At 64.6% G+C, this 26,187-nt stretch carries 27 protein-coding genes; 8 read left to right on the plus strand and 19 right to left on the minus strand.

The window, feature by feature from the left end; translation table 11 throughout:
• Positions 1-4: 4 nt before the first annotated feature.
• From CH292_RS01800 to mftE, 7 genes are all read right to left on the minus strand, one after another.
• Entirely contained in the window at positions 5-496 is a 492-nt protein-coding gene (locus tag CH292_RS01800; RefSeq protein WP_094627585.1) for a DUF779 domain-containing protein, read from the minus strand.
• A gap of 80 nt (positions 497-576) precedes the next feature.
• Positions 577-2,100: an aldehyde dehydrogenase gene (gene adh, locus CH292_RS01805; RefSeq protein WP_019663520.1), complete on the minus strand. Its 1,524-nt coding sequence runs from the start codon at positions 2,098-2,100 to the stop codon at positions 577-579.
• A gap of 115 nt (positions 2,101-2,215) precedes the next feature.
• On the minus strand, positions 2,216-3,508 hold the full coding sequence (locus tag CH292_RS01810) for a transcriptional regulator (protein WP_026347506.1): 1,293 nt from the start codon (positions 3,506-3,508) through the stop codon (positions 2,216-2,218).
• A gap of 162 nt (positions 3,509-3,670) precedes the next feature.
• Positions 3,671-3,805, minus strand: coding sequence for a hypothetical protein (locus tag CH292_RS29215; RefSeq protein ID WP_019663518.1), 135 nt, complete (start codon positions 3,803-3,805; stop codon positions 3,671-3,673).
• Between the two features lie 52 nt (positions 3,806-3,857).
• Positions 3,858-5,306, minus strand: coding sequence for a mycofactocin system GMC family oxidoreductase MftG (gene mftG, locus CH292_RS01815; RefSeq protein WP_094627584.1), 1,449 nt, complete (start codon positions 5,304-5,306; stop codon positions 3,858-3,860).
• Entirely contained in the window at positions 5,303-6,700 is a 1,398-nt protein-coding gene (gene mftF, locus CH292_RS01820) for a mycofactocin biosynthesis glycosyltransferase MftF (protein ID WP_027498702.1), read from the minus strand. The genes mftG and mftF overlap by 4 nt, the downstream gene beginning before the upstream one ends.
• A 103-nt stretch (positions 6,701-6,803) precedes the next feature.
• Entirely contained in the window at positions 6,804-7,514 is a 711-nt protein-coding gene (mftE, locus tag CH292_RS01825; protein WP_020111186.1) for a mycofactocin biosynthesis peptidyl-dipeptidase MftE, read from the minus strand.
• Positions 7,515-7,627: 113 nt separating this feature from the next.
• On the opposite strand from mftE, the gene CH292_RS01830 reads away from it, so the two are divergent.
• From CH292_RS01830 to CH292_RS01840, 3 genes are all read left to right on the plus strand, one after another.
• Complete coding sequence (locus CH292_RS01830; RefSeq protein WP_019663514.1) at positions 7,628-8,344, plus strand: GntR family transcriptional regulator; 717 nt, start codon at positions 7,628-7,630, stop codon at positions 8,342-8,344.
• Between the two features lie 137 nt (positions 8,345-8,481).
• Positions 8,482-10,041: an NCS1 family nucleobase:cation symporter-1 gene (locus tag CH292_RS01835; RefSeq protein ID WP_179277887.1), complete on the plus strand. Its 1,560-nt coding sequence runs from the start codon at positions 8,482-8,484 to the stop codon at positions 10,039-10,041.
• A gap of 10 nt (positions 10,042-10,051) precedes the next feature.
• Positions 10,052-10,786 carry an aspartate/glutamate racemase family protein gene (locus CH292_RS01840; RefSeq protein ID WP_094653856.1) on the plus strand — a complete coding sequence of 245 codons (735 nt, stop codon included), beginning with the start codon at positions 10,052-10,054 and terminating at the stop codon, positions 10,784-10,786.
• Here the strand turns inward: CH292_RS01840 and CH292_RS01845 are convergent.
• Positions 10,777-11,178, minus strand: coding sequence for an SRPBCC domain-containing protein (locus tag CH292_RS01845; protein WP_037144493.1), 402 nt, complete (start codon positions 11,176-11,178; stop codon positions 10,777-10,779). The genes CH292_RS01840 and CH292_RS01845 overlap by 10 nt on opposite strands.
• Positions 11,175-11,765 (minus strand): ABATE domain-containing protein, encoded by a 591-nt coding sequence (locus tag CH292_RS01850; RefSeq protein ID WP_094653857.1) that lies wholly within the window; start codon positions 11,763-11,765, stop codon positions 11,175-11,177. The genes CH292_RS01845 and CH292_RS01850 overlap by 4 nt, the downstream gene beginning before the upstream one ends.
• A 56-nt stretch (positions 11,766-11,821) precedes the next feature.
• Here CH292_RS01850 and CH292_RS01855 point away from each other — a divergent pair, with 56 nt between their 5' ends.
• Positions 11,822-12,433 carry a nucleoside/nucleotide kinase family protein gene (locus CH292_RS01855; RefSeq protein ID WP_094653858.1) on the plus strand — a complete coding sequence of 204 codons (612 nt, stop codon included), beginning with the start codon at positions 11,822-11,824 and terminating at the stop codon, positions 12,431-12,433.
• A 3-nt stretch (positions 12,434-12,436) separates the two neighbouring features.
• On the opposite strand, the gene CH292_RS01860 is transcribed toward CH292_RS01855, so the two are convergent.
• A complete protein-coding gene (locus CH292_RS01860; protein ID WP_094653859.1) occupies positions 12,437-13,087 on the minus strand; it encodes a Rid family hydrolase in 651 nt (216 codons plus the stop codon).
• Between the two features lie 27 nt (positions 13,088-13,114).
• The gene (locus CH292_RS01865; protein ID WP_019663509.1) at positions 13,115-14,692 is read right to left on the minus strand and encodes an FAD-dependent oxidoreductase; all 1,578 of its coding nucleotides are present in this window, start codon (positions 14,690-14,692) and stop codon (positions 13,115-13,117) included.
• 259 nt (positions 14,693-14,951) lie between these two features.
• Between CH292_RS01865 and CH292_RS01870 the strand changes: the two genes are divergently transcribed.
• Both CH292_RS01870 and CH292_RS01875 read left to right on the plus strand, forming a co-directional pair.
• Positions 14,952-16,475: an APC family permease gene (locus CH292_RS01870; RefSeq protein WP_094627579.1), complete on the plus strand. Its 1,524-nt coding sequence runs from the start codon at positions 14,952-14,954 to the stop codon at positions 16,473-16,475.
• Positions 16,475-17,221 carry an IclR family transcriptional regulator gene (locus tag CH292_RS01875; RefSeq protein ID WP_094653860.1) on the plus strand — a complete coding sequence of 249 codons (747 nt, stop codon included), beginning with the start codon at positions 16,475-16,477 and terminating at the stop codon, positions 17,219-17,221. The genes CH292_RS01870 and CH292_RS01875 overlap by 1 nt, the downstream gene beginning before the upstream one ends.
• On the opposite strand, the gene mftD (CH292_RS01880) is transcribed toward CH292_RS01875, so the two are convergent.
• From mftD (CH292_RS01880) to mftA, 5 genes are read right to left on the minus strand one after another with little or no spacing between them, the layout of a single operon-like run.
• On the minus strand, positions 17,205-18,362 hold the full coding sequence (gene mftD, locus CH292_RS01880) for a pre-mycofactocin synthase MftD (protein ID WP_019663506.1): 1,158 nt from the start codon (positions 18,360-18,362) through the stop codon (positions 17,205-17,207). The two genes, CH292_RS01875 and mftD (CH292_RS01880), sit on opposite strands and share 17 nt — an antisense overlap.
• A 6-nt stretch (positions 18,363-18,368) precedes the next feature.
• Positions 18,369-19,547, minus strand: a complete 1,179-nt coding sequence (gene mftD / locus CH292_RS01885) for a pre-mycofactocin synthase MftD (protein ID WP_020111190.1) — start codon at positions 19,545-19,547, stop codon at positions 18,369-18,371.
• Positions 19,548-19,560: 13 nt separating this feature from the next.
• Entirely contained in the window at positions 19,561-20,793 is a 1,233-nt protein-coding gene (mftC, locus tag CH292_RS01890; RefSeq protein WP_094653861.1) for a mycofactocin radical SAM maturase, read from the minus strand.
• A 56-nt stretch (positions 20,794-20,849) separates the two neighbouring features.
• A complete protein-coding gene (mftB, locus tag CH292_RS01895) occupies positions 20,850-21,140 on the minus strand; it encodes a mycofactocin biosynthesis chaperone MftB (RefSeq protein WP_037181672.1) in 291 nt (96 codons plus the stop codon).
• 1 nt (position 21,141) lies between these two features.
• Positions 21,142-21,255, minus strand: a complete 114-nt coding sequence (mftA, locus tag CH292_RS01900) for a mycofactocin precursor MftA (RefSeq protein WP_019663502.1) — start codon at positions 21,253-21,255, stop codon at positions 21,142-21,144.
• A 115-nt stretch (positions 21,256-21,370) separates the two neighbouring features.
• On the opposite strand from mftA, the gene mftR reads away from it, so the two are divergent.
• Together mftR and mftM are read left to right on the plus strand one after the other, a co-directional pair.
• A complete protein-coding gene (gene mftR, locus CH292_RS01905; RefSeq protein WP_094653862.1) occupies positions 21,371-22,000 on the plus strand; it encodes a mycofactocin system transcriptional regulator in 630 nt (209 codons plus the stop codon).
• A gap of 12 nt (positions 22,001-22,012) precedes the next feature.
• Positions 22,013-22,846, plus strand: coding sequence for a mycofactocin oligosaccharide methyltransferase MftM (gene mftM, locus CH292_RS01910; protein WP_094653863.1), 834 nt, complete (start codon positions 22,013-22,015; stop codon positions 22,844-22,846).
• Here the strand turns inward: mftM and CH292_RS01915 are convergent.
• Genes CH292_RS01915 through CH292_RS01925 form a run of 3 tightly spaced genes read right to left on the minus strand, consistent with a single transcriptional unit; the run spans position 22,839 to position 26,047 of the window.
• The gene (locus tag CH292_RS01915) at positions 22,839-23,489 is read right to left on the minus strand and encodes a response regulator transcription factor (RefSeq protein ID WP_026347503.1); all 651 of its coding nucleotides are present in this window, start codon (positions 23,487-23,489) and stop codon (positions 22,839-22,841) included. The genes mftM and CH292_RS01915 overlap by 8 nt on opposite strands.
• Before the next feature lie 6 nt (positions 23,490-23,495).
• Complete coding sequence (locus CH292_RS01920) at positions 23,496-24,833, minus strand: histidine kinase (protein WP_019663498.1); 1,338 nt, start codon at positions 24,831-24,833, stop codon at positions 23,496-23,498.
• The gene (locus CH292_RS01925) at positions 24,830-26,047 is read right to left on the minus strand and encodes an iron-containing alcohol dehydrogenase (RefSeq protein ID WP_019663497.1); all 1,218 of its coding nucleotides are present in this window, start codon (positions 26,045-26,047) and stop codon (positions 24,830-24,832) included. Before CH292_RS01925 ends, CH292_RS01920 begins: the two co-directional genes overlap by 4 nt.
• Positions 26,048-26,187: the final 140 nt, after the last annotated feature.

The following is a 26,187-nucleotide window of genomic DNA, read 5'->3' on the forward strand; positions in this document are numbered from 1 at the left end:
GTGGTCAGCCCTGCAGCATGCCCGGGACCGGGCAGGCGTCGACCGCTTCGGCGACGACGATGACGTCGTCGGGAACGGGAGGCCTGCGCCCCTCTTCCCAGTCGACTCCGACGAACGGTGTCAGCTCCTTCAGTACGTCGAACTCCTGCTGAGTGAACGCCCGTCCGCGGCTGAGAAATCGAAGCCCCTCAGGGGTTTCCAACGAGAACCCGGAACCACGCCCGGGCACCACGTCGAGCACCATCTGGGTGTGCTTCCACGCCTCGAACTGTGAACCTGAAATCCACACGGGCACTGCGTCGTCGCCCTCGGGGAGATCATCCGGGATGTCGCCGACGCCGAGCCGCAGATCCAACAGACCGAGCAGCACATCCCGATCGCCGACGATGAATTCCCCTGCTGGATAACACATCGGCGACGAGCCGTCGCAGCACCCTCCGGACTGATGCATCATCAACGCGCCGTGGATCCCGCCGAGGCGACGGAGAAGCTCCATCGCCCCGGCGGTGGCTCTGAGACGCGCAGGCGGAGCCGGACCCGATGCGCTGAGACGCGCTGGAGGTCGCGCGTCGGACATCAGAAGAAGCCCTGAGCCTTCTGGGCGTAGCTGACCAGGAGGTTCTTCGTCTGCTGGTAGTGGTCGAGCATCATCTTGTGGTTTTCACGACCGATGCCGGACTGCTTGTACCCGCCGAAGGCAGCGTGCGCCGGGTACTGGTGGTAGGTGTTGGTCCACACTCGCCCGGCCTTGATGTCGCGGCCGGCGCGGTAGGCGACGCCACCGTCACGAGACCACACGCCGGCGCCGAGGCCGTAGAGGGTGTCGTTGGCGATGGAGATCGCTTCGTCGTAGTCCTTGAAGGACGTGACCGAGACGACCGGTCCGAAGATCTCCTCCTGGAAGATACGCATGTTGTTCTTGCCGGTGAAGATGGTCGGCTGGACGTAGTAGCCGCCGTTGAGATCTCCGCCGAGCTGTGCGCGCTCTCCGCCGGTGACGACCTGAGCGCCTTCGCCCTTGCCGATCTCGATGTAGGAGAGGATCTTCTCGAGCTGATCGTTGGATGCCTGCGCACCGATCATCGTCTCGGTGTCCAGCGGATCACCTTGGCGCACTGCCTTGGTACGAATCGCGGCGAGCGCCAGGAACTCGTCGTAGATGTCCGCCTGGATGAGCGAGCGGGACGGGCAGGTGCAGACCTCGCCCTGGTTGAGGGCGAACATCGTGAAGCCCTCGAGCGCCTTGTCCTGGTAGTCGTCGTTGGAGGACAGGACGTCGGAGAAGAACACGTTGGGGCTCTTGCCGCCCAGTTCGAGGGTGACGGGGATCAGGTTCTGCGAGGCGTACTGCATGATCAGGCGGCCGGTGGTGGTCTCGCCGGTGAACGCGATCTTCGCGATACGCGGGCTCGACGCGAGAGGCTTGCCCGCCTCGGTGCCGAAGCCGTTGACGATGTTGACGACGCCCGGAGGCAACAGGTCACCGATGATGGAGATCAGGTGCAGGATGGACGCGGGCGTCTGCTCGGCCGGCTTGAGCACGACGGCGTTGCCTGCGGCAAGTGCCGGCGCGAGTTTCCACACGGCCATGAGGATCGGGAAGTTCCAGGGAATGATCTGCCCGACGACACCGAGCGGCTCGTGGAAGTGGTAGGCCACCGTGTCGTCGTCGATCTCCGACAACGAACCTTCCTGTGCCCGAATGCATCCGGCGAAGTAACGGAAGTGGTCGACGGCGAGCGGAATGTCGGCGTTGAGGGTCTCACGGATCGGCTTGCCGTTGTCCCAGGACTCGGCGAGCGCAATGGACTCGAGGTTCTCCGCGATGCGGTCGGCGATCTTGTTGAGGACCACGGCGCGCTCGGCTGCGGAGGTCTTGCCCCAGGCGGGTGCGGCGGCGTGTGCAGCATCGAGGGCGAGTTCGATGTCCTCGGACGTGGAGCGGGCGACCTCGCAGAAGTTCTCACCGGTGACGGGAGTCGGGTTCTCGAAGTACTGGCCCTTGACTGGTGGTACCCACTCGCCACCGATCCAGTTGTCGTAGCGCGGCTGGAACGACATCTTTGCATCGGCGGTACCTGGACGGGCATAGACGGACATCTAGTGACTCCTTCGTCGTTCATCAACTGATGTGATTCAAGACACTAGAGTGCGCAACGTTGCAACTACGTTGCTGCACTGCGTGCAATTTCTGCTGGGCGCCCGGCCCGACGGATCAGACGCCGAGCTGGCGGTCGAGATGCTCGATTCTGGCGCTGACCTGCCCGTACAGTGCGGAGTCCTGACTGAGCGTGGCCCGGTACGCTTCCCACGCGTACACATCGGTGCGCCCGTGGATCGACGACGTCCACTGGGCCAGCAACACCGGATCCCCTGCCCGCAGCAGCGCGGCTTGGACCCGGGAGCGAAGTTCTTCTCTGATGTCCTCGATGCCGGGTGCCGTGGACCCGGGAAGAACGGGACCGGTGTAGATGCGCAACGCCCCCTCGATGTCGCCGCGGTCGAGGGCGCGCCGGATGTCGGAGACATCGGTGGTCAGTTCGCCTACGAGCCGATAAGGCCTCGACGCCAGACCTGCACTTCCGAATGCTTTGCGTAGTCGCGACATCTCGGCGCGGATGGTCACCGAGTCCAATTCCTGCTCGTCGAGCAGTACGGCGAGATGATCGGAACTGAGACCCTCCGGGTGATCGGCCAGGAGCAACAGGATCTCCGCATGCCGCTGCGACAGCGCGCTGCGACCGCTTCCTTTCGTCAACCCGGGCCGGCCCGAACCGAGCACCTCCAACCGAGGAGCACTGTCACCCAACGACTTCGGCGAATTCATCAGATGCACACGCAATTCCGACTCGGCGGCGGCGACAGTGGCGCGAATCAGAGACAACACCTCGGGAACCGCAACGCGAGGACCGCCGGTGATATCGATCGCGCCGAGGATCTGTCCGCTCGTCGGGTGATGGACGGGCGCCGCGGAACAACTCCACTCGTGCACGGTCCTGCTGAAGTGCTCGGCGGCGAAGATCTGGACGCAGTGGTCGACCGCGAGCGCCGTGCCGGGAGCGTTGGTCCCTTTGCTTTCTTCGCTCCAGTCGACGCCTTCGGCGAAGTTCATCGACATCGCGCGATCCTTCGCAGCCGAATCTCCCTCGACCCACAGCAGCCGGCCCTCGGCGTCGGAGATCGCGACGAGCAAGCCGGTGTCCGCGGCATCCTCGACCAGCAGCTTGCGGATGACCGGCCTGATGATGGACATGGGGTGCTCGGAGCGATAGCGCTCCAGTTCCGCACCGGACAACACGATCGAGTCGTTTCCACCGTCGGGGTCGACACCTTTGGTGCGGCTGCGCATCCAGGAATCGAGGACCACGGAACGAACACTGGCGGTGGACGAGGAGTCCTCCACGAAAGAGCGGTGCGCTGTGGTCACCCGACGTGCGAGCACGTCGATGTCCTCACCAGGGCGAAGGGCAACCCAGGGGTTCCCCTGTCCTGGCGTTCTTCCAGTCATCACACAAGTACCTCTTCTGGCGCGGTCACACTACTGTAACGCAGCTCACACACGCAGAATACAGGCCCACCGAGCCCGGCGGGGATCGCCGAGGCCGGAGGGCCCGTGCATTCTCGACCTGCGTCGCGGGGGTTACCGGACCGAGCTGGGTGCCCGGCGCGGTCAGCGCTTTTTGACGGTCGCCGAGATGTCGATGCCGGTGTCGCCCGAGGCCTTCATTTTCTTGTCCGCGCGCTTCTCCTTCAACGACTTTCCTTGTTTCTTGGACATCGAACTGCGAGGAGATTTGTCAGACATGGCGGGGTGCCCCATTCTCTGCGGAACCGAGAATGGTCCACAGACCACGAACTTACGCCACCGAGCCACGAATGAGGCGGCAGGCGCGTTCGGCGAGCATGATCGCCGTCGCGTGGGGCCCTCGCGAAGGAACGACGGGGAAGGCAGACGTGTCGACCACGTACAACCCGTCGACGCCGCGCACCGCGCACGTGTCGTCCAGGACGGCGTCCTCCCCGCCCATCGCGCAGCTTCCCGAGAGGTGAAGCGATGTCCCCAGCCTGGCGCGCACGAACCCGTCGAGGTCGCCCTCGACGGATTCGGTGTTCTCGATGAGCTCGGCGACGAGTTCCAGTCCGGACGCCAACGCCCGCCGGTCGGCGACGGATTCCAGGTATCGGTACCGAACCCGGGGCGCGATCGCCGGGTCCGACGACACCAGCTCGATGTCCCCTCTCGACTCGGGTCGCATCAGGCCGACTCCGATCAGCGGATCCCCGGCCGGGAGGCCTGCGATCATGCGGTCGAACGGAGCCGAGTAGGGGCGGATCTCGAGGTCTCCGACGTGCAGCACCGCCTCCATGGGCGACGATGCGGGACCGGTCGACGAAACACTGTACGGCAGAGTTACTTCCGGATGATCACTGAAACCACGTCCCACGTTCGGTTGATCCACGACGGTCCGGATGTCGAGCGCGCCCAGCCGGCCCGCAGGCCCGATACCGGAGAGCATCAGCAGCTGCGGGGTCCGAACTGCTCCCGCACACAATATGATTCGCTCCGCCCGTAGCATCTCCCTCGTACCGCCGTGGTCGACGGCGACCCCGACCGCGCGCATCCGATCGACGACGATGCCGAGAACAGTTGCGTCGCTGCGGACCTGAAGGTTGGGACGATCCGACGCCGGAAGAAGGTACGCCAGAGCGGCATTCGTTCGCACCCCTCCGGAGATGTTGCGCGGCACCGGGCCTACGCCGTCCGCCGAGTACGGCGAGTTCTTGTCCTCGTCGAACGCGAACCCGGCGCGTTCGGCCGCAGCAACGAAGGCCTCTGTCATGGCGCTTCCCGCTCCGGGCAGCACCCGCGACACGGGCATCGGTCCCTCGCTGCCGTGATAGGGCCCGGTGAAGTCGAGGTCCCGTTCCAGCGCCGAGAAGTACGGCAGTACATCCGCGAAAGACCACGATGCAGGCCACGCATCGAAGTCGTCCGGCCGGGCGCGCACGAAGTATCCACCGTTGACCGCGCCCGACCCACCGAGCACTCGCCCCCGCGAGACCCGAGCGGCGATACCGTCCGCCAGATCGGCGGAGTACGTGTCGAGCCACGGACTGTCGGCCCCCAGGGGAAGTACACGTGCGTCGAGCACATCCGGCGGAACCTCGTCGACGGTCCGGAATCCGGGCCCTGCTTCGAGGAGCCGGACCGAGCACGAAGGATCCTCGCTGAGCCTCGACGCGACGACGGCGCCGCACGATCCGCCGCCGACGACGATCACGTCGACCGTGCGGCTGGGGCTCATGTGTCCATTCGGGGTGTCAAGGCTTTCAGGCTGCGAGACCGTGCCGCCCCGGTCCACAGTCCGGCTCCGTACGCGACATCGTCGACGCGCTTGAAGAACGCGTATCGAATGGGGTCGAGCCCACCGAGCTCGCGATGCTTGTACCAGTCCGTCATCGCATCTGCGACAGCGATTCCCAGCGCAATCCTGCGGATTCGACTCGACAGCACGACCGCCAGAAGTGTGATGGGCCAATAATGTCGACACATCGCCGACGCGAGTTGCCAGAGCCCGCCGATGAACCCTTCCGTTGCCAGGATCGCCGCGATGCGGGTCGGTTGGTCGAGCCCGAGGAACATCCTGCGGAGCCTGCCTGTCGTCGCCCCGAGCGTCAGCAACGCGCCCAGTAGGCCGAACTTGGTGAAACTGATCGCGAACAGGCAGGAGATCAGAGTCCACGGTGACATCGAGAGCGGGGGCACCATGCCCGGATGCCGGTCCGCGAGTGGACTTGCTCCGGTGCCGTAGAACAGCTTGCGGCCGAACCACCGACCGAACGTGACGCGATGATCGTGCGCGACGTTGGCAACGGGCTCGTAGCGCAGCCGCCACCCCGCCTCCTGCAACCGCCAGCAGAGATCGACGTCCTCGGCGACGTGCATGGATTCGTCGAATCCGTTGCACTCCTCGGCGACGTGGCGACGGATGAGCATTGCGGCGCTCGGGACGTAGGAGACAGAGCTGCCCGCTCGAACCGCGGCTTCCTTGCGACCCAGGTCCAGCGACGACCGGGCGTGCTCGTACCGGGCCAGAGCGTTGCCTTCGGGTTCGAGAGCCACGATCCTCGGCGCGACCAGTGCGACCGCAGGGTCGGAGAAATGCCCGAGCATGACCTCGAGCCAGCCCTTGCGCGGCACCACATCCGAATCCAGGAATGCCACGAAATCAGTTGTTGCGGACCGAAGCCCGGTATTGCGCGCTGCAGCGGGCCCCCGAGAACTCTCGTGCCGCAGCGTCGTCACCCCGCCGATGCTCCACGCAACCGGCGGCACCGTGACCGGCTCGTCGGATCCGTCGTCGACGACGATGACCTTCAGTCCGTGCAACGCAGGAAGGAGGCGGGACAGCCCTGCCGCGTTGTTCTTCAACGGGATCACCACGGTGACGTCCTGCGGAGACGGAATGGACATCGGTCGCGGATTCGCGACACCGGAGTCCAGCAGTTTCCGCGCCACGAGCGCGGACTGCGAATCGGTCACCTCGAGGAATCCGTCGCCGATCATCGCCGCAGCGGTGGGTGCCAGTTTCAGCATCCGAGTCGGGGAACCCCCGATCAGAACGCGCCCCTCCGAGTATGTGCGTACACGAGGATCGACGCGCACCCCGAATCCATCAGGCAATCGTCCTTGACCCATCAGGTGATCGTAAGCGGACATTGCCGCGAAGTGTTATCCGTGGACGCAGAAATTCGGAAACATACCCACGGCCTGTTCGAACGCGGTTTTTCGGACCGCAGGTTCACGTCAACATGCCCCGCTCCGACGGTCCCCATCGCTGCAACGCATCCGCCGCGAGGGCGCACATCTGCCCCAGGACGGTCTCGCCTTCGGCCGCCGACGACCCACGGGGGTCACCCAGCACTCCGTTCGGGGTAACCGCTCGGACACCACCGGAACGCAGCAGAGGCAGAAGGTCCGCGAGCGAGTCCGTGTTCCCGACCTCGATACGCGACTTGTCCACCACCTCCGGGCAAAGATGCAGCAGCAGTGAAGTTTCGGTACGGCCGGCGTGTGCGTCGGCACCCGGAACGACACAGGGCAACCACGCCACGTCGCGCCCCTCGTACCGCAGCAGCCGAACCGCCGCGGCCAGCGCACCGACGTTGCCGCCGTGCCCGTTGACGAACACCAGACGGTCCGCCCACCGGCACGCCGACCTGCCGTACTCGACGAGGATCGCCTCCAGCGCGTCCGCACCGATAGAGATGGTGCCGGGGAAGCCCTCGTGCTCTCCGCTCGCCCCGTACGCGATCGACGGCGCGACGACCACGCCGGGCAATCGCTCCGCCACGGCCTGGGCGACCCGAGTATCGGTGTCGAGAGGTAGATGAGGCCCGTGCTGCTCGACTGCACCGACCGGCACCGCCACAGTGCGTCGACCGTCGACCGCCGGCCATCGATCGTCGGCCAAGCGTCGATACGAGGAGGACGGTTGCTCGGTCTCGGCCACTGTCGAATGGTATCCGCTTGCGCCGATCTGCCTCGATTCGTTTCCACTCCGCACGTCACACACAGGAAACAATCCGCCATTAGCGTGCGCACCAGAGGCACGAAAGGAGCACCATGCCCCCACGTCGGCGATCGGTACTGCTGGCGCAGTTGAGCATTGCCGAACCGGGCGGTGCACAACCCGCCATTCTCGACGAGCTCCGACGAGTGATCCTGTCCGGGGACGCGCCGCCCAACACTCCCATCCCTCTCGGTGATGTGGCCGAACTGTTCGGCGTGAGCCGAATCCCCGTGCGTGAATCGCTGAAGACACTGATCGGCGAAGGTCTGGTGGACCACCGCCCCAACCTCGGATACACCGTCGCACAGTTGACCTCGGCCGAGCTCCGCGAGATGTACATCGTTCGTGAGGTACTGGAGTCGGCGGCGCTCGCCACCGCAGTCGCACTGGCCGACGAGCAGGATCGGGAGCGAGCTATCGAGGCCGATCGACTTCTCGAGGAATCCATTTCCGCCGATGATCCCCGCGAATACCATCGCCGCAGTCGCGAGTTCCACATGGCACTGACCAGGCCGTCTCGAATGAAACGATTACTGCACATGCTCGAGTCCGCATGGAACATCACCGAGCCGATACAGCCGATGGTGCAGGTCGCGGGGTCGGACCGCGCGTCCCTGCATGCGGATCACCGGTCGATGCTCGACGCGTTCCTCGACCGCGACGCGGCAACCCTGCTGGCCATTTCGCAGTCTCACTCCGCCCGCCTCAACACCGTCATCTCGTCCATCACGAGCGATACCGGGTTGCTGGCCGATTCGCCCGGAGACTGACGTCTCGAAAGATATATTCCTGCCGTCACGCAGGGGCAACACTTCGTCGCTACTTTTTCTTCACCGGACTCGGGCCACCGAAGGCAGAGGCCGATCACACCCGAAGCGCTCTTTCGCACGACGTACCAGGAGCATCGATGACAGACACAGCGAACAGCTCGATATCGCCTGTCGGCGACATGATCGAGGCAGCAGGCCATCCCGTCGGCGGTGGACTGATCAAGGACAGTTACGACCCGAGACTGACCAACGAAGACCTGGCGCCGCTGAAGAAGCAGTCGTGGACGTCGTACAACCTGTTCGCGTTCTGGATGTCCGACGTGCACTCCGTCGGCGGATACGTCACCGCAGGTAGCCTTTTCGCGCTCGGGCTGGCCAGTTGGCAAGTCCTGGTGTCCCTGCTCGTCGGCATCACCATCGTCTACTTCTTCTGCAATCTCGTCGCCAAGCCCAGCCAGGTGGCGGGCGTTCCCTACCCGGTGATGTGCCGGGCGTCGTTCGGTGTCCTGGGCGCCAACATCCCGGCGATCATCCGCGGTCTGATCGCGGTGGCCTGGTACGGAATTCAGACATTTCTGGCGTCGGCGGCGCTGGACATCGTCCTGATCAAACTGTTCCCGTCGCTTGCTCCGTACGCCGTCACCGCCGATTACGGCTTCGCAGGCCTCTCCGCTCTCGGATGGGCGAGCTTCCTGTTCCTGTGGGTACTGCAGGCGGCTGTCTTCTGGCGCGGCATGGAGTCGATTCGTAAGTTCATCGACTTCTGCGGGCCTGCCGTCTACGTGGTCATGTTCGCGCTGTGCGGCTACCTCATCTGGAAGGCCGGTTGGGGTGCAATCGATCTGAACCTGGGCGAAGTCGAGTACACAGGATTCAGTTCCGTTCCGGTCATGCTCGGCGCCATCGCTCTCGTCGTCTCGTACTTCTCCGGCCCCATGCTCAACTTCGGCGACTTCTCCCGTTACGGAAAGTCCTACGCCGCAGTGAAGAAAGGGAACTTCCTCGGTCTGCCGGTCAACTTCCTGGTCTTCTCCATCCTGGTCGTGGTCACCGCGTCCCTGACGCTGCCCGTGTTCGGTGAACTCATCACCGACCCGGTGGAGACGGTAGCCCGGATCGACAGCACCTTCGCCATCGTTCTCGGTGCGTTGACGTTCACCATCGCGACGATCGGCATCAACATCGTCGCGAACTTCATCTCCCCCGCCTTCGACTTCTCCAACGTCAGCCCGCAGAAGATCAGTTGGCGGGCAGGCGGCATGATCGCCGCCGTCGGCTCGGTCCTGATCACCCCGTGGAACCTCTACAACAACCCCGAGGTCATCCACCTCACGCTCGAGACCCTCGGCGCATTCATCGGCCCACTGTTCGGCGTCCTGATCGCGGACTACTACCTGGTGCGCAAGCAGAAGGTCGTCGTCGACGAATTGTTCACCATGTCTCCTGCCGGGAAGTACTGGTACTCCAAGGGTTACAACCCCGCTGCCGTGTACGCCACGACAGTCGGTGCACTGATCGCCATGTTCCCGGTGCTGTTCAACGGCGCCATCGAGGGAATGGAGATCGCCGGGATGGCGACCGCGTCCAAGTACAGCTGGTTCATCGGATGTGGAATCGGGTTCGGGCTGTACTACGTTCTCGCCACCAGGAGCAAGCTCGCCGTGACGAACCATCTCGACGATTCCGTGAGCGCATAGGATTCTGCAGGTGCTCATCAAGGTCATCAATCCCAACACCACATCGTCGATGACCGACACGATCGGCAGGTGTGCCCGGGCCGTAGCCGGTCCGGGCACGCTCGTCGACGCGGTCAACCCGACGATGGGGCCCGCCTCCATCGAATCTCACGTCGACGAAGCACTCAGCGTGCCAGGCATTCTCGAACAGATCGCGATCGGCGAACAGCAGGGCGCCGACGGTTACGTCATCGCCTGCTTCGGCGATCCGGGCATGGACGCCGCCCGTGAAGCTGCCGCAGGCCCCGTCGTCGGGATCGCCGAGGCTGCGATGCATGCTGCGAGCTTCCTCGGTCGAGGGTTCTCGGTGGTCACCACTCTGCAACGCACCACGGGCAGAGCACAGGACCTCGCCGACCACTACGGTTTCACCCGCACATGCCTCGCGGTCCACGCATGCGACATTCCTGTCCTCGACCTCGAGACCGACCCCGACGCCCGCAAGATCGTCACCGAAGCATGTCGTGACGCTCTGGAATCCGACGGAAGCGACGCCATCGTGCTCGGCTGCGCCGGCATGGCCGACCTGTGCGAGCACATCTCGTCGGAGATCGGGGTGCCGGTCGTCGACGGTGTCGCCGCGGCAACACTCGCCGTTCAGTCGCTCGTCACCATGGGCCTGCGCACAGGAACGCGCAGCGAATTCGCACCACCTCCACCCAAGGCATACTCGGGTTTGCTGTCCGGCTTCGGTTCTCAGCCCTGAAGCGCCCGCTCCACGCGTGTCAGTACCTGCGTCCAGTGAATTCTCTGCATTTCACGTTCCTCGGCGTCGGCGAGGCGCTCCTGATGGAAGCGCACCATCGTTCGTTCACCGGATGCGCGGACGGCGACCTGGACCGTACTGTCGTGCGACCACGTTGCCGGCCGCCACGTCAGCCGAACTCGGTCGAAATCTGTGCGGCTGCGCAACTCGCCCGTCGTCCCGTCCTCGGCCGACCACGGCTCACCCTTCGAGTGCGGGATCTTCGCTCCCGAACCCAGCCAGAGGTCGGGAGAATCGACCAACGCTGCCCACACCTGGTCGACCGTGAACGGGAGTGTCTTCGACACCCCGATCTCCCACCCTGCGTCCTTGGTTTTTCCGACTGGACTCATTGCTGCTCCGTTCGTCGTCTCGTTCGCGCCTTGGCGCGGTTTCCGCACCTGGCCATCGAGCACCACCGACGCGCTCCAGCACGCGAGGTGTCGAGAAAGACCAGAGCACAGTCTGTTGCGTGACACCTGCGAAGCCGTTCACGCCTGGGAGAGCCCAGAAGCTCGATGGCGTCGCGCGCGATCGCACCCACCACTGCAGCACCGTCCGTTCGCCCGACAGTGACGATCGTTCCCTCCTCGAGCCGAGGTCTCGGTGCCGACCGGTCTGCAAAAATGTTGATCGAATCGACGTCCGATACTGCAGGGTCGTCACCGTCGATCACTCGATTCACGCTTTTCCAGATCGCTTCTCGGAGCGAGACGATGTCGGCCAGATCCCGATTCGTCACCGGAACGACGATCGGTCCCCAGAACACGCTCGCACCTTCCGACCACACCTGAAGATCGTCGGGTGAACGCAACGTTTCCCACTGCGCACGTTCGGCGAGACCTCCGGTGTAGAGAACATCGATACACAGGGCACCCGTTTCGACCGTGAACGCGACGCCGTCGCGCGAGACCAGATTCACCGACCGAGCAGCTGCCATGTAACCACATTAACCGGTTACCGCAGATTCGGAAACCCTCGGCATACTGTCGCACCATGGACGAGTTGATCGCGTGGGCGAACGACCTCGCGGCCGGACCGGGCCGAAGAATTCTCGGGATAGCCGGGGCGCCCGGCGCGGGCAAGTCGACGCTCGGTGGACGCCTGGTCGACGGGCTCGGATCCGACCGCGCAGTGCTGGTGCCCATGGACGGGTTCCATCTCGCCGACGCCACCCTCGACGCACTCGGGCGTCGGGCCAGGAAGGGCGCGCCCGACACGTTCGATGCCGCGGGTTACGCGCATCTGTTGCGTCGCCTCCGACACGAGTACGACGCCGGGATCGTCTACGCGCCGCGCTTCGACAGAACCCTCGAAGAGCCCATCGCAGGCAGCATTGCGGTCGCCCCGGACGTGCCGTTGGTGATCACCGAGGGAAACTATCTTCTGCTCGACGAGGGGGACTGGCCACTGGCACATGCCGAGATCGACGAAGTCTGGTTCATCGACATCGACGACGAACTGCGTCGCACCCGACTCGTGGAGCGGCACAGCATGTTCGGTAAAACGGATTTCGAAGCACGAGCGTGGACGCTTGGAAGCGACGAGGACAACGCTGTCCTCGTCGCCTCCACCGCATCTCGTGCGGACCGCCGCGTTCGTCTGTGAGGGTTACTTGACCGCGTCGACCTCCACCTCCACGAGCCAGCCGGGAACGGGGAGGGTGGCGACTTCGAGGGCGAAGCGGGTCGGTCGTGCCGAGTTGCGCTCCACGGGTGCCGCAGGCTCCGCGGTACCCATCGGTACCAGTTCCGTCTCGTCCGAGTCCAGGTTGGTGTTGGCGAAGAACTGCCGGTACGCCCGGTTCCAGCCGGCGAAGTCCGCGACCGCGGCACCGGGTGCGTTGTCGAGGAACACACGCATGGTCACCACGTCCTCGAGCGAATAGCCTTCGGCTTCGAGGTTGTCCCTGATTTTCTTCAGGACGTTGATGCCTTGCGCTTCGGTGACGGTGACGCCGTCGGGGAGCGTGCCGCCGGAGAACTCGTCGGTGTCGACGAAGGACTCGGGAGTGCCGGTCGGAGCGGCGTCGTTCATCGCAGTGGGGCCGATACCGCTCGTCTTGTACACCGTTGCATCCCCTGCGATCTCGACTCCCTGGGCGATCATCGGATTCGACTCCCCCGCTTCGAGGACCGACCTGGCGCCCGGCGCCGTGTCGGTCGAGGTGTCGGCGGCCGAGGAGTCCGACGAGCACGCCGCCGTGAACACGACGGCACCGGCAGCGAGCGCGGCGAAGAAGAAACGTGTGACCTTGGACAAGAGATTTCCTTTCGTGGAAGTGAGAGGTCAGGACGCGACGACGCGCTCGTGGAGCGCAGTGACGACGTCGCGTGCGGAGGTGAAGGCGCCGTGCTGCCACGCGATGGCATTGGACAGGTGGTCCCCGGCGAAGTAGATGCGATCGACCGGCTTCAACAGCAACTCGTACTCGGCCGTGGCCGTGCCGCCGTGCGATCCGCCCGACCCTGCCCAGTTCGCCCACGCGCTCTCGGAATACTTGGTTCGGCGCCAACTTCCCGAGAACGAACTGGAGATGTCCTTGGTGTACTTCTCACCGTGGAGCAGCGAGCCTTCGGCGAGAGCTTTCGCCAGACGCTGTTTGTGCGTGAGCGATTCGAATGCCACGTGCCGTTTGCCGGAGTTGTAGTAGCCGACGACCACGCCGCGATCGGAGTTGTAGTGGTCGTAGGGGAACATGATCTGCGAGATGTCCAGATCGGTGTTGCTGGCACCGCCGTAGATCCGCTCGTCGGTCTCCCACCACCGACGCGAGTACTCGATGCCCAGCTTGCCCGACGACGACGCCTTCGCCGCGAGATTGGCGGCGAGTACGTCCGCAGGGAGGTTGGTGTCCAGCCTCCCGATGAGGTTCGGCGGAATCGTGCAGATCACGTAGTCCGCCGAGATCGACTGTGCGGATCCGTCCTTCACGTACTCGACCGTCGCGCCACCGGAGGTGTTCTTCATGGACGTGACTTCGGCGCCGTAGACGATGTTGTCCTCGCCGATGGACTCGGCGAACGCGTAGTAGATGCGGTCCATGCCTCCCACGGGGGTGAACATCAGCATGGCCTGGTCGTACCCGAACTCGAAACTGAAGTTACGCCCGATGCCGCTGCGGATGACTTCCGACATGCCGAACGGCTCGGTCTCGGTACCGAAGTCCAGGCCGGCGCCCGGTTCCGAGGAGTACCCGCGCCGCGACGAGCCTACGTATCTTCCGTCGTCGGACAGGTCTCCGAAATCGGAGAGAAACTCCGACAGGGCGTCCTTGTCGTCCGCGGTGAGCACGTCGTCGAGGGCACCGCGGCTCGCGGCCTTCTGCAGCAACTCCGACATGTACCCGTAGGTGTCGGCTTTCGCTGCACGGTAGGACACGGACTTCTGATTCAGAGACGTGTCGCTCTTGTAGTTGACTACGGTGTTGGCATTCTGGTTTCCGAATGTCTGGAGTTCGACGCCGAGTTCCCTGCAGTAGTCCATCGTGATGTGGCTCTGCGGAATTCGGGTTGCTCCGATGTTGTAGAAATGCCCCTCGGAGAAGGTGCACTTCTGCGTTTCTCCGTTGAGATCCGTTTCCTCCGCTCCGCCTCGGATCGACCACACGCGTCCACCCGGACGCTGCCGAGCCTCGAGGACGGTCACGGAGTACCCGGCCTTCTGCAACTCGTACGTGGCGCACAGTCCCGCGGGCCCACCGCCCAGCACCACCACGGTGGGGCTGCCGTCGACTCGCCCGATCAGATCGGCCATCGCCGGTGCCTGGAATCGTGAGGGGGCTGCTGCCGCCGAGGGCGCCAACCCCAGCGTCGACATCGCTCCGTAAGCGAGACCCGCACCGCCGGTGACTCCGAGTCCCCGCATGAACGATCTCCGTGTAACTCCCATGTGCTCTTCCACTCCTTCTGCCCACCCCAGGTAGCCCTGGCCGTCGAAATCACTGGTTTCGAGTCAGGGCAATCGTGGAACGCACACAATTCCGGAATGCGTAGCGCAGGAAACGTCTTGCGACAGATGCAGTGAGAAGCGGTAGCGGATTCGCCGAGGCTTATCACTCGCGTGCGAACAGGTGAAGCATTCACGAAATCGGGGCGCAACAATTCACGGCTATTTTTCGGCCATCATGTCTGCACTGGAACACGCCATCACCGCGTCCTTCGCAGCGCGGGAGCCCGAGCGCCCTGCACTGTCACCGTTGCGCGCCCTCGGCCGTCGGCAGCTGTCGGGAGTCGAAATGTTCGCGCAGTCGGTGGCCACGACGGCGCCCGCCGCATCGATGGTGATTCTGCCGCTCACGATGCTCACCCACGAGACCATGCTCGCCGGTGTTCTGACGATACTGGCGGCGACGATCGTGGTGTCGTTGATCGCCTTCTGTGTCTCCCAGTTCACCCGGAGGTTCTCCTCGTCCGGAGGTCTGTACAGCTTCGCGGTCAAGGGGTCGGGACCGAGGGGCGCACTGACCGTGGGCGCAGCGATGCTGTGCAAATACTGCGCGAGTGGCGCAATGACCCTGTACTTCGGAGGACAGGCCGTCCGAACGGTTCTGCACGAGCTGGGCGTGCCCACCGGCGGAATCCTGGGTATCGCCGCGGTGCACGGTGTGATCGCAGCGGCGATGCTCGGATGTCTGCTCCGCGGAGTCAGATTCGCCGCGACGGCCATCCTCGTAGTGGAAGTCTGCTCGCTGCTGTTCATCACCGCCCTTCTCGTGTTTCCCAGCAGCGGCCCGGTCGAGATCGAACCGTCCGGGGCGCCGAACGGACTCATGATCGTCGCGCTCGGCGCCATGTTCTCGTTGGCCGGTTTCGAGAGCGCCACCTTCTTCGCCCCGGAGGCGAAGCGGCCTCTCGTCAACGTCACCAGAACCGTCCTTTTCACCCCGATCATCTGCGGTGCGCTGTTCACGTTCGCCGCGTGGGCTGTCTGGTCCGGCCGCGGCGGCGTGCTTGTCGGTGCCTACCAGCACGGGACGTCGACGGGTATCGACGCGTGGCTCGTCGTGGCATTGAATCTCGGCCTGAGTTTCTCGTGGTTGGCCTCGGCCATGGCATCGTCGAATGCGGCGTCGCGCCTGCTGTACACGATGGGCGTCGAGAACGTGGTCACGCGCCGAGTCGCCTGCGTGCACCGAGTGTTCCGAACCCCGCACGTTGCTCTCTGGATCGTCGTCGGACTCGTCGTCGGGCTCGGTTCGCTGCTCGCGATCGCCGCCGGCATCCCGATCTTCGACAACTTCCGGTTCCTGGACGACGTTCGCTTGCTCGCCCGTGCGGCCGTCATCGTCGGATACGCCGTCGCCTCCGTAGCTGCAGTGGCGTTCCTGCGACGCATCGGCGAGCTGACGACACCCGTCGTGTGCGCCGGAGTGCTGGCATGTGCCTCCGGCACGGCGATTCTCGCGAATCTTCTGTTCACGGTCGGTGTGCAGCAGAACATCACGCTGCTCGTCATGCTCGGTCTGCTCGGCGCGTCCGGACTGGCGTGGCGCGCGGTTCTCCACCACAGACGGCCCCGGTCGCTCGACGCCGTCGGCGTCTTCGACAGCGCGGAAAGTCACGACGTACTGCCCGGAGCGGTGACGTACGGTGAGAATTCGCGCGGAGCCGTTGCCCTGGTGAAATCTCCTGCGTCCGAATCGCGCTGATGGCTCTTCGCACCGCACGAACCCACGAGCTCGGAGGACACGAACCCCGCGCAGTCCAGAAGGCACTTGCGCTGCTCGAAGCCGTTGCCCGTCTCGGTTCGGGTGCGACGGCCAAGGAAATCGCCCACGCGACGTCGACGCCGCCGGCAACGGCGTACCGATTGCTCAACATCCTGGTGGCCGACGGCTTTCTCGTACGGATCGACGATCTGTCGGGCTTCGCTCTGGGTCGTCGAACGCGGGAGCTCGCCGGAGCCGCACCGTCGACGGAGGTGGACTATTCACAGGTGATCGACACGGTACGAGGTCGGACCCGCTTCGGGGTCTATCTGGCGACGTACGCCGGCGACCGCATCCGGCTTCTCGATCGGGACCCGGACCACGAGCTCACCGGCGAGACGGCCCTGACGACACACGTGCACGCGTCGGCGATCGGAAAATTGTTGTTGGCCAATCGGGCCGACGGAAACTCGTTGGCGGATCTGCGTAAGTTCACATCCCACACCATCGTCGACCTCGCGGACCTCGCGATCGAGCTCACTCGAATCCGTGCCACCGACGTCGCCACGGAACGCGACGAGATCAAGATGGGCAGGTCCGCCGTGGCGGTGCCGGTCCGCGACGACACGGGTGGGGTCTCCGGGTGCATCGCCGTGATCGGCCGCACCGGACGGCTCGATCCGGAGGATCCCGAGCTGCTCGACCTCCTGAGATCCAGTGCGAGCCAGATCACCCTGTGCGGGTGACGATGTCCGACGGTGACAGGTCCTGCACCGAGGAACACCCGAGGCCGAGGACCGCGGAGTCGAGGCCTCCGCGCAGAATGTCGAGAACGTTCTCGACCCCAGGCTGACCTGCGGCCGCCAGCCCCCACAGGTACGCACGACCGATCAACACCGCGCGTGCACCGAGGGCGACGGCTTTCGCGACGTCGCTGCCCCGGCGGACCCCACCGTCGAGGGTGATCTCGACCCGCTCCCCCACAGCGTCGACGATGCTGGGCAGCAGGCGGATCGACGCAGGTGTTCCGTCGAGGTTGTTTCCGCCGTGGTTGGACACCGACAGCGCCGTGCAACCGATGTCGACGGCTCGCTCCGCGTCGTCGACGCGTGCGATTCCCTTGAGCATGAACGGTCCACCCCACTGCTCACGCAGCCACGCAATGTCCTCCCACGTCGGGAGCGGTGTCCTCGTCCACTCGCGGTACGCGCCGAAGAACGTCGGTGGAGCGCCGCCGGGAGGGGTCAGATTCGGAGCCGTCAGATCAGGGATCGCCCCCGAGCGCACCCACTGTCCCAGCCACCGAGGATGCAAGACGGCCTCCGGCGCGAACCGAGCCATGGTGCGTAGATCGACCCGCTCCGGAATGGCCGGGCTCCCCCAGTCCCTGCCCTCCGAGAACGACCAGTCCATCGTCAGTATCAGCCCGACCGCGCCCGCTGCACGCGCTCGTTCGACCAGGTGAGACAGGAAGTCCCTCGACCCCACCCAGTGCAGTTGGAAGAACGTCTGCGGGTTCGCCGCGACGACGTCCTCGATGGACTTGCTCGCGAACAACGACAACCCCATCGGAACACCCTGCGCGGCAGCAGCTCTGGCCACCGCGACTTCACCGTCCGGATGTACCGCCTGCACACCCGTCGGCGAGATCACGACCGGGAACGACATCGGCTGACCCATCAACGTCGTCGACAGATCGCGTGCATCGGACAATCCCGCGACTCGGGGTGCAAATCCCAATTCGGCGAATGCAGCCGTGTTGTCCGCGACCGTGATGCCCTCTTCGGAACCGGCCAGCAACGCCGAATACACGGATCGGGGAAGCCGCTTCTTCGCGCGCCGCTGAGCCTCCGCGACAGTCTCGAACCACTCCTTGTCGTTGGACACTCTCGGTCAGACGCCGAGCTTCCGGTCGAATCCGAGCGGCATCACGACATCCGACGGCGACAGGTCGTGCACCGACGAATGACCGAGACCGAGAACGGCCGAATCGACACCACCGCGCAGGATGTCGAGAACATTCTCCACACCGGCCTGACCGTTGGCGGCCAGACCCCACAGGTAACCTCGGCCGATCAACACAGCCTTGGCGCCGAGGGCGAGGGCCTTGACGACGTCGCTCCCCCTCCTGATTCCACCGTCGAGGGTGATCTCGATCTGGTCGCCGACGGCATCGGCGATTGCGGGCAACGCTCGGATCGGTGCCGGGGTTCCATCGAGGTTGTTTCCGCCGTGGTTCGACACGGAGATCGCGCTGACCCCCGCGTCCACGGCCTTCTTGGCGTCGTCGACGCGCATGACCCCCTTGAGCATGAACGGACCACCCCACTGCTCGCGCAGCCAGGCGACGTCCTCCCACGTCGGAAGTGGGGTACCCATCCATTCGCCGTAGGCACCGAAGAACGTCGGCGCCGCACCACCGTCGGGCGGGGTGAGATTCGGGGTGGTCAGATCGGGAATCTTCCCGGTCTTCGCGAACTCCCACAGCCACTTCGGGCGGGTGATGCCCTCCGGCGCGAACTGCCACATCGCCTTCAGATCCATCTTCTCCGGAATCGACGGGCTACCCCAGTCGCGACCGTTGGAGAACGACCAGTCGAGCGTCATGATCAGACCCACCGCGCCCGCTGCACGTGCACGTTCCATGCGCTGCAGCAGCACTTCGCGCGAACCGACCCAGTACATCTGGAAGAACGTCTGCGGGTTCGCCGCCGTGACTTCCTCCACGGACTTGCTCGCGAACGAGGACAGGCCGATCGGAATTCCGCGTGCCGCCGCCGCCCTGGCCACGGCGACCTCGCCGTCGGGGTGCACCGCCTGCACACCCGTCGGCGAGATCATGACCGGGAAGGAGAGTGGTTGCCCCATGACTGTCGTCGCCAGGTCACGCTTGTCCGACAGACCTGCCACGTGGGGCGCGAAACCGAGCTCGCCGAACGCCGCGGTGTTGTCGTCGACGGTGATACCCCGTTCCGAGCCCGCCACCAGGGCGGCGTACACGGACTTGGGTAGACGCTTCTTGGCACGCCGCTGCGCCTCGGCAACGGTTTCGAACCACGCACTCTTGGCCATGACTGATTTCTTCCTATTCCATTCCTGCGAGGGGATTCTCGTCGCAGATCTTTGCCGGGGGCCGCATCATCAACGTGAGCGGAACCGATTTGCGGGGTGTCTTACGTTCACCGGACCGAGAATGATCGACGCTGGACTTGGGGATCTCCCCCGCCGCAGCCAACGCGAGTTCGCCGTTACCGATGACGCATTCGGGATCCGGACCGTCCATGGGGAGGCCGGTGAAGAATTTCGCAGCCATGCAACCGCCGCGGCACGAGTCGAAGAACGAGCACTTGGTGCACGCCCCCGACGTTTGCGGCGACCGCAGTTCCTGGAACAACTCCGATTTCTGCCAGACGGATTGGAACCCGCCCATACCGTCTTTCGCATCACGGACGATGTTGCCGGCGAGGAACTGCTCGTGGATGGCGAAGGGGCAGGCGTAGACGTCTCCGATCGGGTCGATCAAGCAGACGACACGGCCGGCGCCGCACAGATTCAAACCGGGTAGTGCGTCACCGAACGCGGACAGGTGAAAGAAGGAGTCTCCGGTGAGCACACCTTCGCCGTTGGCGACGAGCCAGTTGTACAGCTCGCGCTGCTGTCCCGCCGTCGGATGCAGATCGTCCCAGACGTCGGCTCCGCGTCCCGAGGGCCGAAGTCGCGTGATACGCAGTGTCGCACCGTAGTTGTCGGCAAGCGCTTTGAAGTCGTCGAGCTGACTCACGTTGTGGCGAGTGACGACGACGGAGATCTTGGCGTCCTCGAACCCGGCTTCACGCAGGTTCTCCAGTGCACGGCAGGCCATGTCGAACGAACCGGGTCCGCGTACCGCATCGTTGACCTCGGCGGTGGCACCGTCGATCGAGATCTGTACGTCGACGTAGTCGGAGGCAGCCAGACGAGCAGCCACGTCCTTGTCGATCTTGACTCCGTTGGTCGAGAACTTCACACCGACCTGATGGGCCGTCGCATAGTCGACGAGCTCCCAGAAGTCGGATCGAACCGTCGGCTCACCACCACCGATGTTGACGTAGAACACCTGCATTTTCTGCAGCTCGTCGATGATCGATTTGCACTGTTCGGTGCTCAGTTCACGGGGATCTCGTCGACCCGAGGACGACAGGCAATGCACGCAGGAGAGGTTGCAGGCATAGGTCAGTTCCCAGGTCAGGCAGATCGGCGCGTCGAGGCCGAGTTCGAATTGGTCGACCAGCTTGCCCACCGCGGGTGGTGGTGCCGGTCTTTCGAGCATGGAGGTCATTTCGCTGTCCTCTTGGAGTTGAGGGGTGTCCGGCGCCCGAAGGGCTGGTTCGGGCGTCAGAGCTTGGTGATCATCTTCGAATCGGCCAGAGTGGCAAGCGCTCTGACGTACGGCGCGCAGGCCGACTGGTCGATTCCGGCTGCGGAGATCGCGGACCGCATATCCGGATGCTGGGGGAAGGATTCGATGATCGCTACGATCGTGCGATTCTTCAGAAAGGAGAGCTTCCGTGTCCCGAAGTGGTAGAGCAGCGCCCCGAAAGATTCGGGACGCAGCGCCACCTGCGGGTGAAGAGCCCACCGAGCGTCGAGGTCCACGGCGGGGAGTGCCTTCACGGGTGCCGACATGTCAGTAGACGCCGCACATGCCGTCGATGGACACTTCTTCCACCAGCGACTCCTCGATCAGGTCGGATTCGACTACGGCTGCGTTCGTCACATCGGTCTTCGGGTTCTGAGACATCGGTGTACCTCCATCGGCGAGAATTATCGAACGGATCACAGTCATCGGTGACAGTGACTTGGTTCACCACCATAATGGCATCGAGTGCATAAAGACACCTATCGGAGAGAAAAAAGTGGTCAGTCGCAGGAAACCGTCCAGCCGGGTAGGTCGACGCCCGTCCACGACGCGGGGGCAGATCAGCGACATCGCGATCGAACTGTTCGCCAAGAACGGTTTCGACTCCACGAGCGTCGACGACATCGCCGACGCTGCGGGGATCGCCCGTCGCACTTTCTTCCGATACTTCGCGTCCAAGAACGCGGTGCCATGGGGCGATTTCGACGAGCAGTTGACCGCGCTGCGCACCCTGCTCTGTTCGCTCCCCCACGATGTTTCCCTCGCCGACGGCATACGGTCGGCGCTCCTCCAGTTCAACACCTTCCCCGACGACGAGACGCCGGTTCATCGCCAACGCATGGAGCTCATACTCCGCAATCCCGCGCTGCAGGGTTACTCGATGCTGATGTACGAGGGGTGGCGTGAGGTGATCGCCCAATACGTGGCAGCCCGAACCGATTCCGCGCCGACCGACCATTTTCCGCGAACAGTTGGCTGGATGGTCCTCGGTGTGGCAATCTCGGCGTACGAGCAGTGGTTGACGGACGACGAGCTCGATCTCGCTTCATTGCTGTCCGATGGCACTCGCACCCTGTACGCCGGTCTCGACACCGGTGCCGGCACACAGGGCCTGGGTGCACTCTAGGAAAGACTCGATATGACCGAACTCGACGCGCTCGCCCCGGCGCACCAGGGGCGATGGACTCACGACGGCGTGACCGTCGAATTCTCCGCGTCCCTCGCAGCGGGCACGGTCGACGTGCGCTGCACCGCACCACTACTCGTCGAGCACGCTCTGTCGTCCGCTCACATCGGTGAAAGCGTGGTGCAGAGAATCACGGATCTGAATCTGTCGCAGCGCGAGTTCGAACTCGTCATGGTGGGGCTCGTGTTGACCACCGTGTCCGATCCGGTGCAGGCGTGGACGACCTACTACCGAAATTCACTCGACGACCTCCTCTCGGGTGCCGCCGATTTCGCGCCGGTGCACGCACGTGCCGAGGCTCTCGTCACGGGGTCCGTCCTGGATCTCGGATCTTGCTTCGGGTTCTTCCCGCTCAGGCTCGCCCTCGACGGTGTCGACGTCACCGCCACAGACCTGTCCGCCGGGACCATGAATCTGCTGCGGACCGTCGCTCCGCATCTGGGCGCGACCCTCGACGTACTCACCTGCGACGCATCGGGGATTCCGGTGCCGCCGAACAGCGCGGACACGGTCACCGCTCTTCATCTGCTCGAACATGTCGACGAAGAACTCGGCGCCGGAATCATCGACGAGGCCATTCGGATCGCTCGTCGTCGAGTCGTGATCGCCGTGCCGTACGAAAGCGAAGCAACAGCCTGCCACGGACACGTCAGGACGTTCGACGCTGCCGCACTGACGGCGTTGGGGCTGAGGACAACCCTGCCCTACGAGGTGGACGAATTCCACGGCGGCTGGCTGGTTCTCGACACCACGCCCGCCGATGCACGGGTGGTGTCGATCAGATGAGACCTTGCTTGCTTGCCGCATAGACGGCTTCCGCCCGCCGGCTCACCCCCAGCTTGCGCATGATGTTGCTGACGTGGAACTTGACCGTCGTCGCGCTAATGAACAAGCGCGTGCCGATGCTGTTGTTGGACAACCCTGTTGCCAGTAGGCGTAGCACTTCCAGTTCACGGTCGGTGAGACGCTCCACGGCAGATCCCTGACCGTTGAGCGATCGGATGACCGCTGACGCACTGCGCGAGTCGAAAGCACTCTCACCACGAGACACGGCCCGAATCGCTCGAACCAACTCGGTGGTGTCGACGTCCTTGACGACGTATCCCCGCGCCCCCGCGTGCACGGCCTCCACCACGAGTCGGTCGTCGAGGAACGTCGTCAACACCAACAAACCGATGGTCGGGTGCGCACCGGACAGCTGCGCACACAGAGCCAAGCCCTCGTAATCGGTACTCGCCGACAGCTTGAGGTCCATGAGCACGATGTCCGGTTTCACGCGTTCGACGACGGCGAGGCCTTCCGCTCGCGACGACGCTTCACCGACGACGGACAGGTCCGCTTCACGTTCGAGGACGGATCTGAGTCCGTCACGGAGGATGGCGTGATCGTCGACCAGCACGATTCTGACCACTGTCGTCGATACTGTCATGATTGCTCACTCTCCTCGAGAAGGAATGCGTACCGAGATGCGCACACCTCCGATTCGGGCCCGGCGGATTTCGAGAACACCGCCGTGCTCACGTGCTCGTGCTGCCATGTTCGCGAGTCCGCGGTGCCGGCCGTCGACATCGTTGTTCTCCGCCAGCCGCTGCATCAGGCGTAGATGCGCGGGGTCACCGGTGCCGTCGTCGGCGATCGAGAGCGAGACGCCACCCTCGCGGTAGGCGAGCCGGATGACGGCTCGGTGCGCGCCCGCGTGAACGGCAGTGTTGAACAAAGCTTCTCCAGCGATCCGCAGCAGATCGTGTTCGCAGTCGCTGCCCAATTCCACCGGCGTTCCCTCCACGCGAAGCGAGACCTGTAGCTCGTCGGGCATATGCACCACCGACAGTTGTTCGAGCATCTCGGGCAGAGATGTGCGATCCGCGTCCTGCGCGTGATTGAGCGCGTAGATGGCCGACCGCAGCTGCTCGACGGCACGTCGGGTGAGATCCTTGGCCAGATCCAGTCTTTCGGCCCGCTCGCCGGCTGGGATGTCGCCGAGGCACACCTCGATCTGCATGCCCGCGGACAGCACTGCTTGGGTCACGCTGTCGTGCAACTCGCGTGCGATTCGGTGGCGTTCCTCGTCGAGTACCTGGTGACGATGCGCAGCGCCCAACTGCCGCTGGGTGGCTTCGAGTTCGGCGTTGCGGACAGCGAGATCCGCGGCGGTGCGGTGTGCTTCGGAGTAGGCACTCTCCGCACGTTCGAGCAGGACTCGCCTGCTCTGGTACAGAGCGGAGTTCTGCAGCGCCACAGCGGTTTGACTGGCCAGAATGCTGAGGACGGCGGAGTCGGTCGCGTCGAGCACTCGATGCGTCGAGGTCCACGCAGCGAACGCTCCGACCACACCGCCGTCCAGCGCGATCGGAACGAAGGCGTGGTGGGATTCGATCTGTGGCTCCCGTCCGTCGCCGATCCTCGCCAGCCGGATCGACTCCAGGCACTCCACGACGTCGTCCGGTAAGGGAGGACCGACGACGTTGTCGACCAGGAACGGCGTGGCGTCCGGCCCGAGGACCAGACGTCGGGGTCCGGCGTCCGGCAGTGCGCCGTCGGCGAGGGCGAAAACCACCCACTGTGCACTCAGATGCGCCCGCGCGGCTTCGGCGACCGCGCAGATCAGCGTCTCCGGCCCGTCGACCGTACGCACCAAGGCCCTGGAGATCAGTTCGAGTGCGTGTACGACGCGTTCGAGCCGCTCGGCGGCGCCCCGATACTGCGGATAGAACGTGCTCTTCCCCGACCGCAGCCCTGTCAGCAGCGACAGGTCCGGCTGCTGGGCGGTCACAGTGCGGTCCTGAACAACGCCGCCATCTCCTCGTGGGAGGCGTGGCGGGGATTGGTGGACATGCATGCGTCGCGCAGCGCGTTGGTGGCGAGGACCTCGATGTCGGCGTCGCTGACGCCGATCTCGGCGAGCCCCTTCGGCACTCCGACCTGGCGTGCCAGCTCTTCGACCCGTGCGGCGACGGCAAGCGCTGCTTCCTCGGCCGGTCCACGACCCTCCGGCAGCCCGAGGCTGGTCGCGATTGCCACGTAGGGCAGCGGGTCGGCTGCGGCGTTGAATCGAATGACGTGAGGCAGCAACACACCGTTGATGACCCCGTGGGGCAGGTCGAGCAGTCCCCCGACCTGATGACTCATCGCGTGCGTGGCACCGAGAATTGCGTTGGTGAAGGCCAGGCCCGCCTCGAGGCTTGCCTGCGCCATGGAGGTTCGCGCCGTCATGTCGGTCGGTACGTCCATCGTCTGCGCAAGGTGCGAGGTCACCATCGTCACGGCACGAAGCGCGTGGTGATCGGTGAGCTGGTTGTGGCCGAGCGAGACGAACGCTTCGATCCCGTGAGTGAGCGCGTCGAGACCCGTTGCAGCGTTGAGCCATTCCGGCATCGTGGTGAGCAACCGAGGATCGATGACGGTGATGTCCGGGACGAGTGCGCGCCCGAGGATGGTGATCTTGGTCGAGCGGGTGGTGTCGGTGACGATGCAGAACTGCGACACGTCGGCCCCGGTCCCGGACGTCGTCGGCACCATCACGAGCGGCGGAATCGGCCGCGTCGCGCGGTCGACTCCCTCGTAGTCCAGTATCGAGCCGCCGTTGCCTGCCAGGACCGCGATGCCCTTGGCAGCGTCCATCACCGACCCCCCGCCGATGGCGACGATGACGTCGCAGCCCGATTCCTGATAGATCTCGTGGCCTGCCTCGATCTCGACATCCTTGGGGTTGGGGGTCAGCCCGCTCCACGACGTCGGGGACAGGCCCTGTGCTTCGAGGTGATGACCGAGCTGTGCGACCCAGCCTGTGTCGATGAGGCCCGCGTCGGTCACGACCAGCGGGCGCTGCGCCCCGAGGCGCAGAGCTGCGTGCGCAACTTCGCCGAGTGAATCCTGGCCGAACACTATCTCCGGCGCATGGAATTTGAGCACGCGTGGCGCCTCGACCGAACTGCGGTGCGAGTGCAGATCGTGCAGCGCCTGTCCGGTCTCGGCAGTCTCGATCATCGGGGCCCCTGTACGTTCCGGTAGCGGAGTATCCCCCTACCGTGTGATCAAGGTTACAGCTCCACGCCAGGCATCCCCACCAGCCGACGTCCAGGTGGGTGCCTGCCCGATCGGGTAGGTACGGTGCCGCGAACGCTGCC

The organism is Rhodococcus sp. 14-2470-1a, from assembly GCF_002259425.1.
GTDB lineage: Bacteria > Actinomycetota > Actinomycetes > Mycobacteriales > Mycobacteriaceae > Rhodococcoides > Rhodococcoides fascians_E.

Excerpts from the sequence above, each read along its gene's own strand:
- CH292_RS01800 (WP_094627585.1), bottom strand. The coding sequence starts at position 496 with ATGGAGCTTCTCCGTCGCCTCGGCGGGATCCACGGCGCGTTGATGATG.
- adh (WP_019663520.1), bottom strand. The coding sequence starts at position 2,100 with ATGTCCGTCTATGCCCGTCCAGGTACCGCCGATGCAAAGATGTCGTTC.
- CH292_RS01810 (WP_026347506.1), bottom strand. The coding sequence starts at position 3,508 with ATGACTGGAAGAACGCCAGGACAGGGGAACCCCTGGGTTGCCCTTCGC.
- CH292_RS29215 (WP_019663518.1), bottom strand. The coding sequence starts at position 3,805 with ATGTCTGACAAATCTCCTCGCAGTTCGATGTCCAAGAAACAAGGAAAG.
- mftG (WP_094627584.1), bottom strand. The coding sequence starts at position 5,306 with ATGAGCCCCAGCCGCACGGTCGACGTGATCGTCGTCGGCGGCGGATCG.
- mftF (WP_027498702.1), bottom strand. The coding sequence starts at position 6,700 with ATGGGTCAAGGACGATTGCCTGATGGATTCGGGGTGCGCGTCGATCCT.
- CH292_RS01830 (WP_019663514.1), top strand. The coding sequence starts at position 7,628 with ATGCCCCCACGTCGGCGATCGGTACTGCTGGCGCAGTTGAGCATTGCC.
- CH292_RS01835 (WP_179277887.1), top strand. The coding sequence starts at position 8,482 with ATGACAGACACAGCGAACAGCTCGATATCGCCTGTCGGCGACATGATC.
- CH292_RS01845 (WP_037144493.1), bottom strand. The coding sequence starts at position 11,178 with ATGAGTCCAGTCGGAAAAACCAAGGACGCAGGGTGGGAGATCGGGGTG.
- CH292_RS01850 (WP_094653857.1), bottom strand. The coding sequence starts at position 11,765 with ATGGCAGCTGCTCGGTCGGTGAATCTGGTCTCGCGCGACGGCGTCGCG.
- CH292_RS01855 (WP_094653858.1), top strand. The coding sequence starts at position 11,822 with ATGGACGAGTTGATCGCGTGGGCGAACGACCTCGCGGCCGGACCGGGC.
- CH292_RS01865 (WP_019663509.1), bottom strand. The coding sequence starts at position 14,692 with ATGCGGGGACTCGGAGTCACCGGCGGTGCGGGTCTCGCTTACGGAGCG.
- CH292_RS01870 (WP_094627579.1), top strand. The coding sequence starts at position 14,952 with ATGTCTGCACTGGAACACGCCATCACCGCGTCCTTCGCAGCGCGGGAG.
- CH292_RS01875 (WP_094653860.1), top strand. The coding sequence starts at position 16,475 with ATGGCTCTTCGCACCGCACGAACCCACGAGCTCGGAGGACACGAACCC.
- mftD (WP_020111190.1), bottom strand. The coding sequence starts at position 19,547 with ATGGCCAAGAGTGCGTGGTTCGAAACCGTTGCCGAGGCGCAGCGGCGT.
- mftC (WP_094653861.1), bottom strand. The coding sequence starts at position 20,793 with ATGACCTCCATGCTCGAAAGACCGGCACCACCACCCGCGGTGGGCAAG.
- mftB (WP_037181672.1), bottom strand. The coding sequence starts at position 21,140 with ATGTCGGCACCCGTGAAGGCACTCCCCGCCGTGGACCTCGACGCTCGG.
- mftA (WP_019663502.1), bottom strand. The coding sequence starts at position 21,255 with ATGTCTCAGAACCCGAAGACCGATGTGACGAACGCAGCCGTAGTCGAA.
- mftM (WP_094653863.1), top strand. The coding sequence starts at position 22,013 with ATGACCGAACTCGACGCGCTCGCCCCGGCGCACCAGGGGCGATGGACT.
- CH292_RS01915 (WP_026347503.1), bottom strand. The coding sequence starts at position 23,489 with ATGACAGTATCGACGACAGTGGTCAGAATCGTGCTGGTCGACGATCAC.
- CH292_RS01925 (WP_019663497.1), bottom strand. The coding sequence starts at position 26,047 with ATGATCGAGACTGCCGAGACCGGACAGGCGCTGCACGATCTGCACTCG.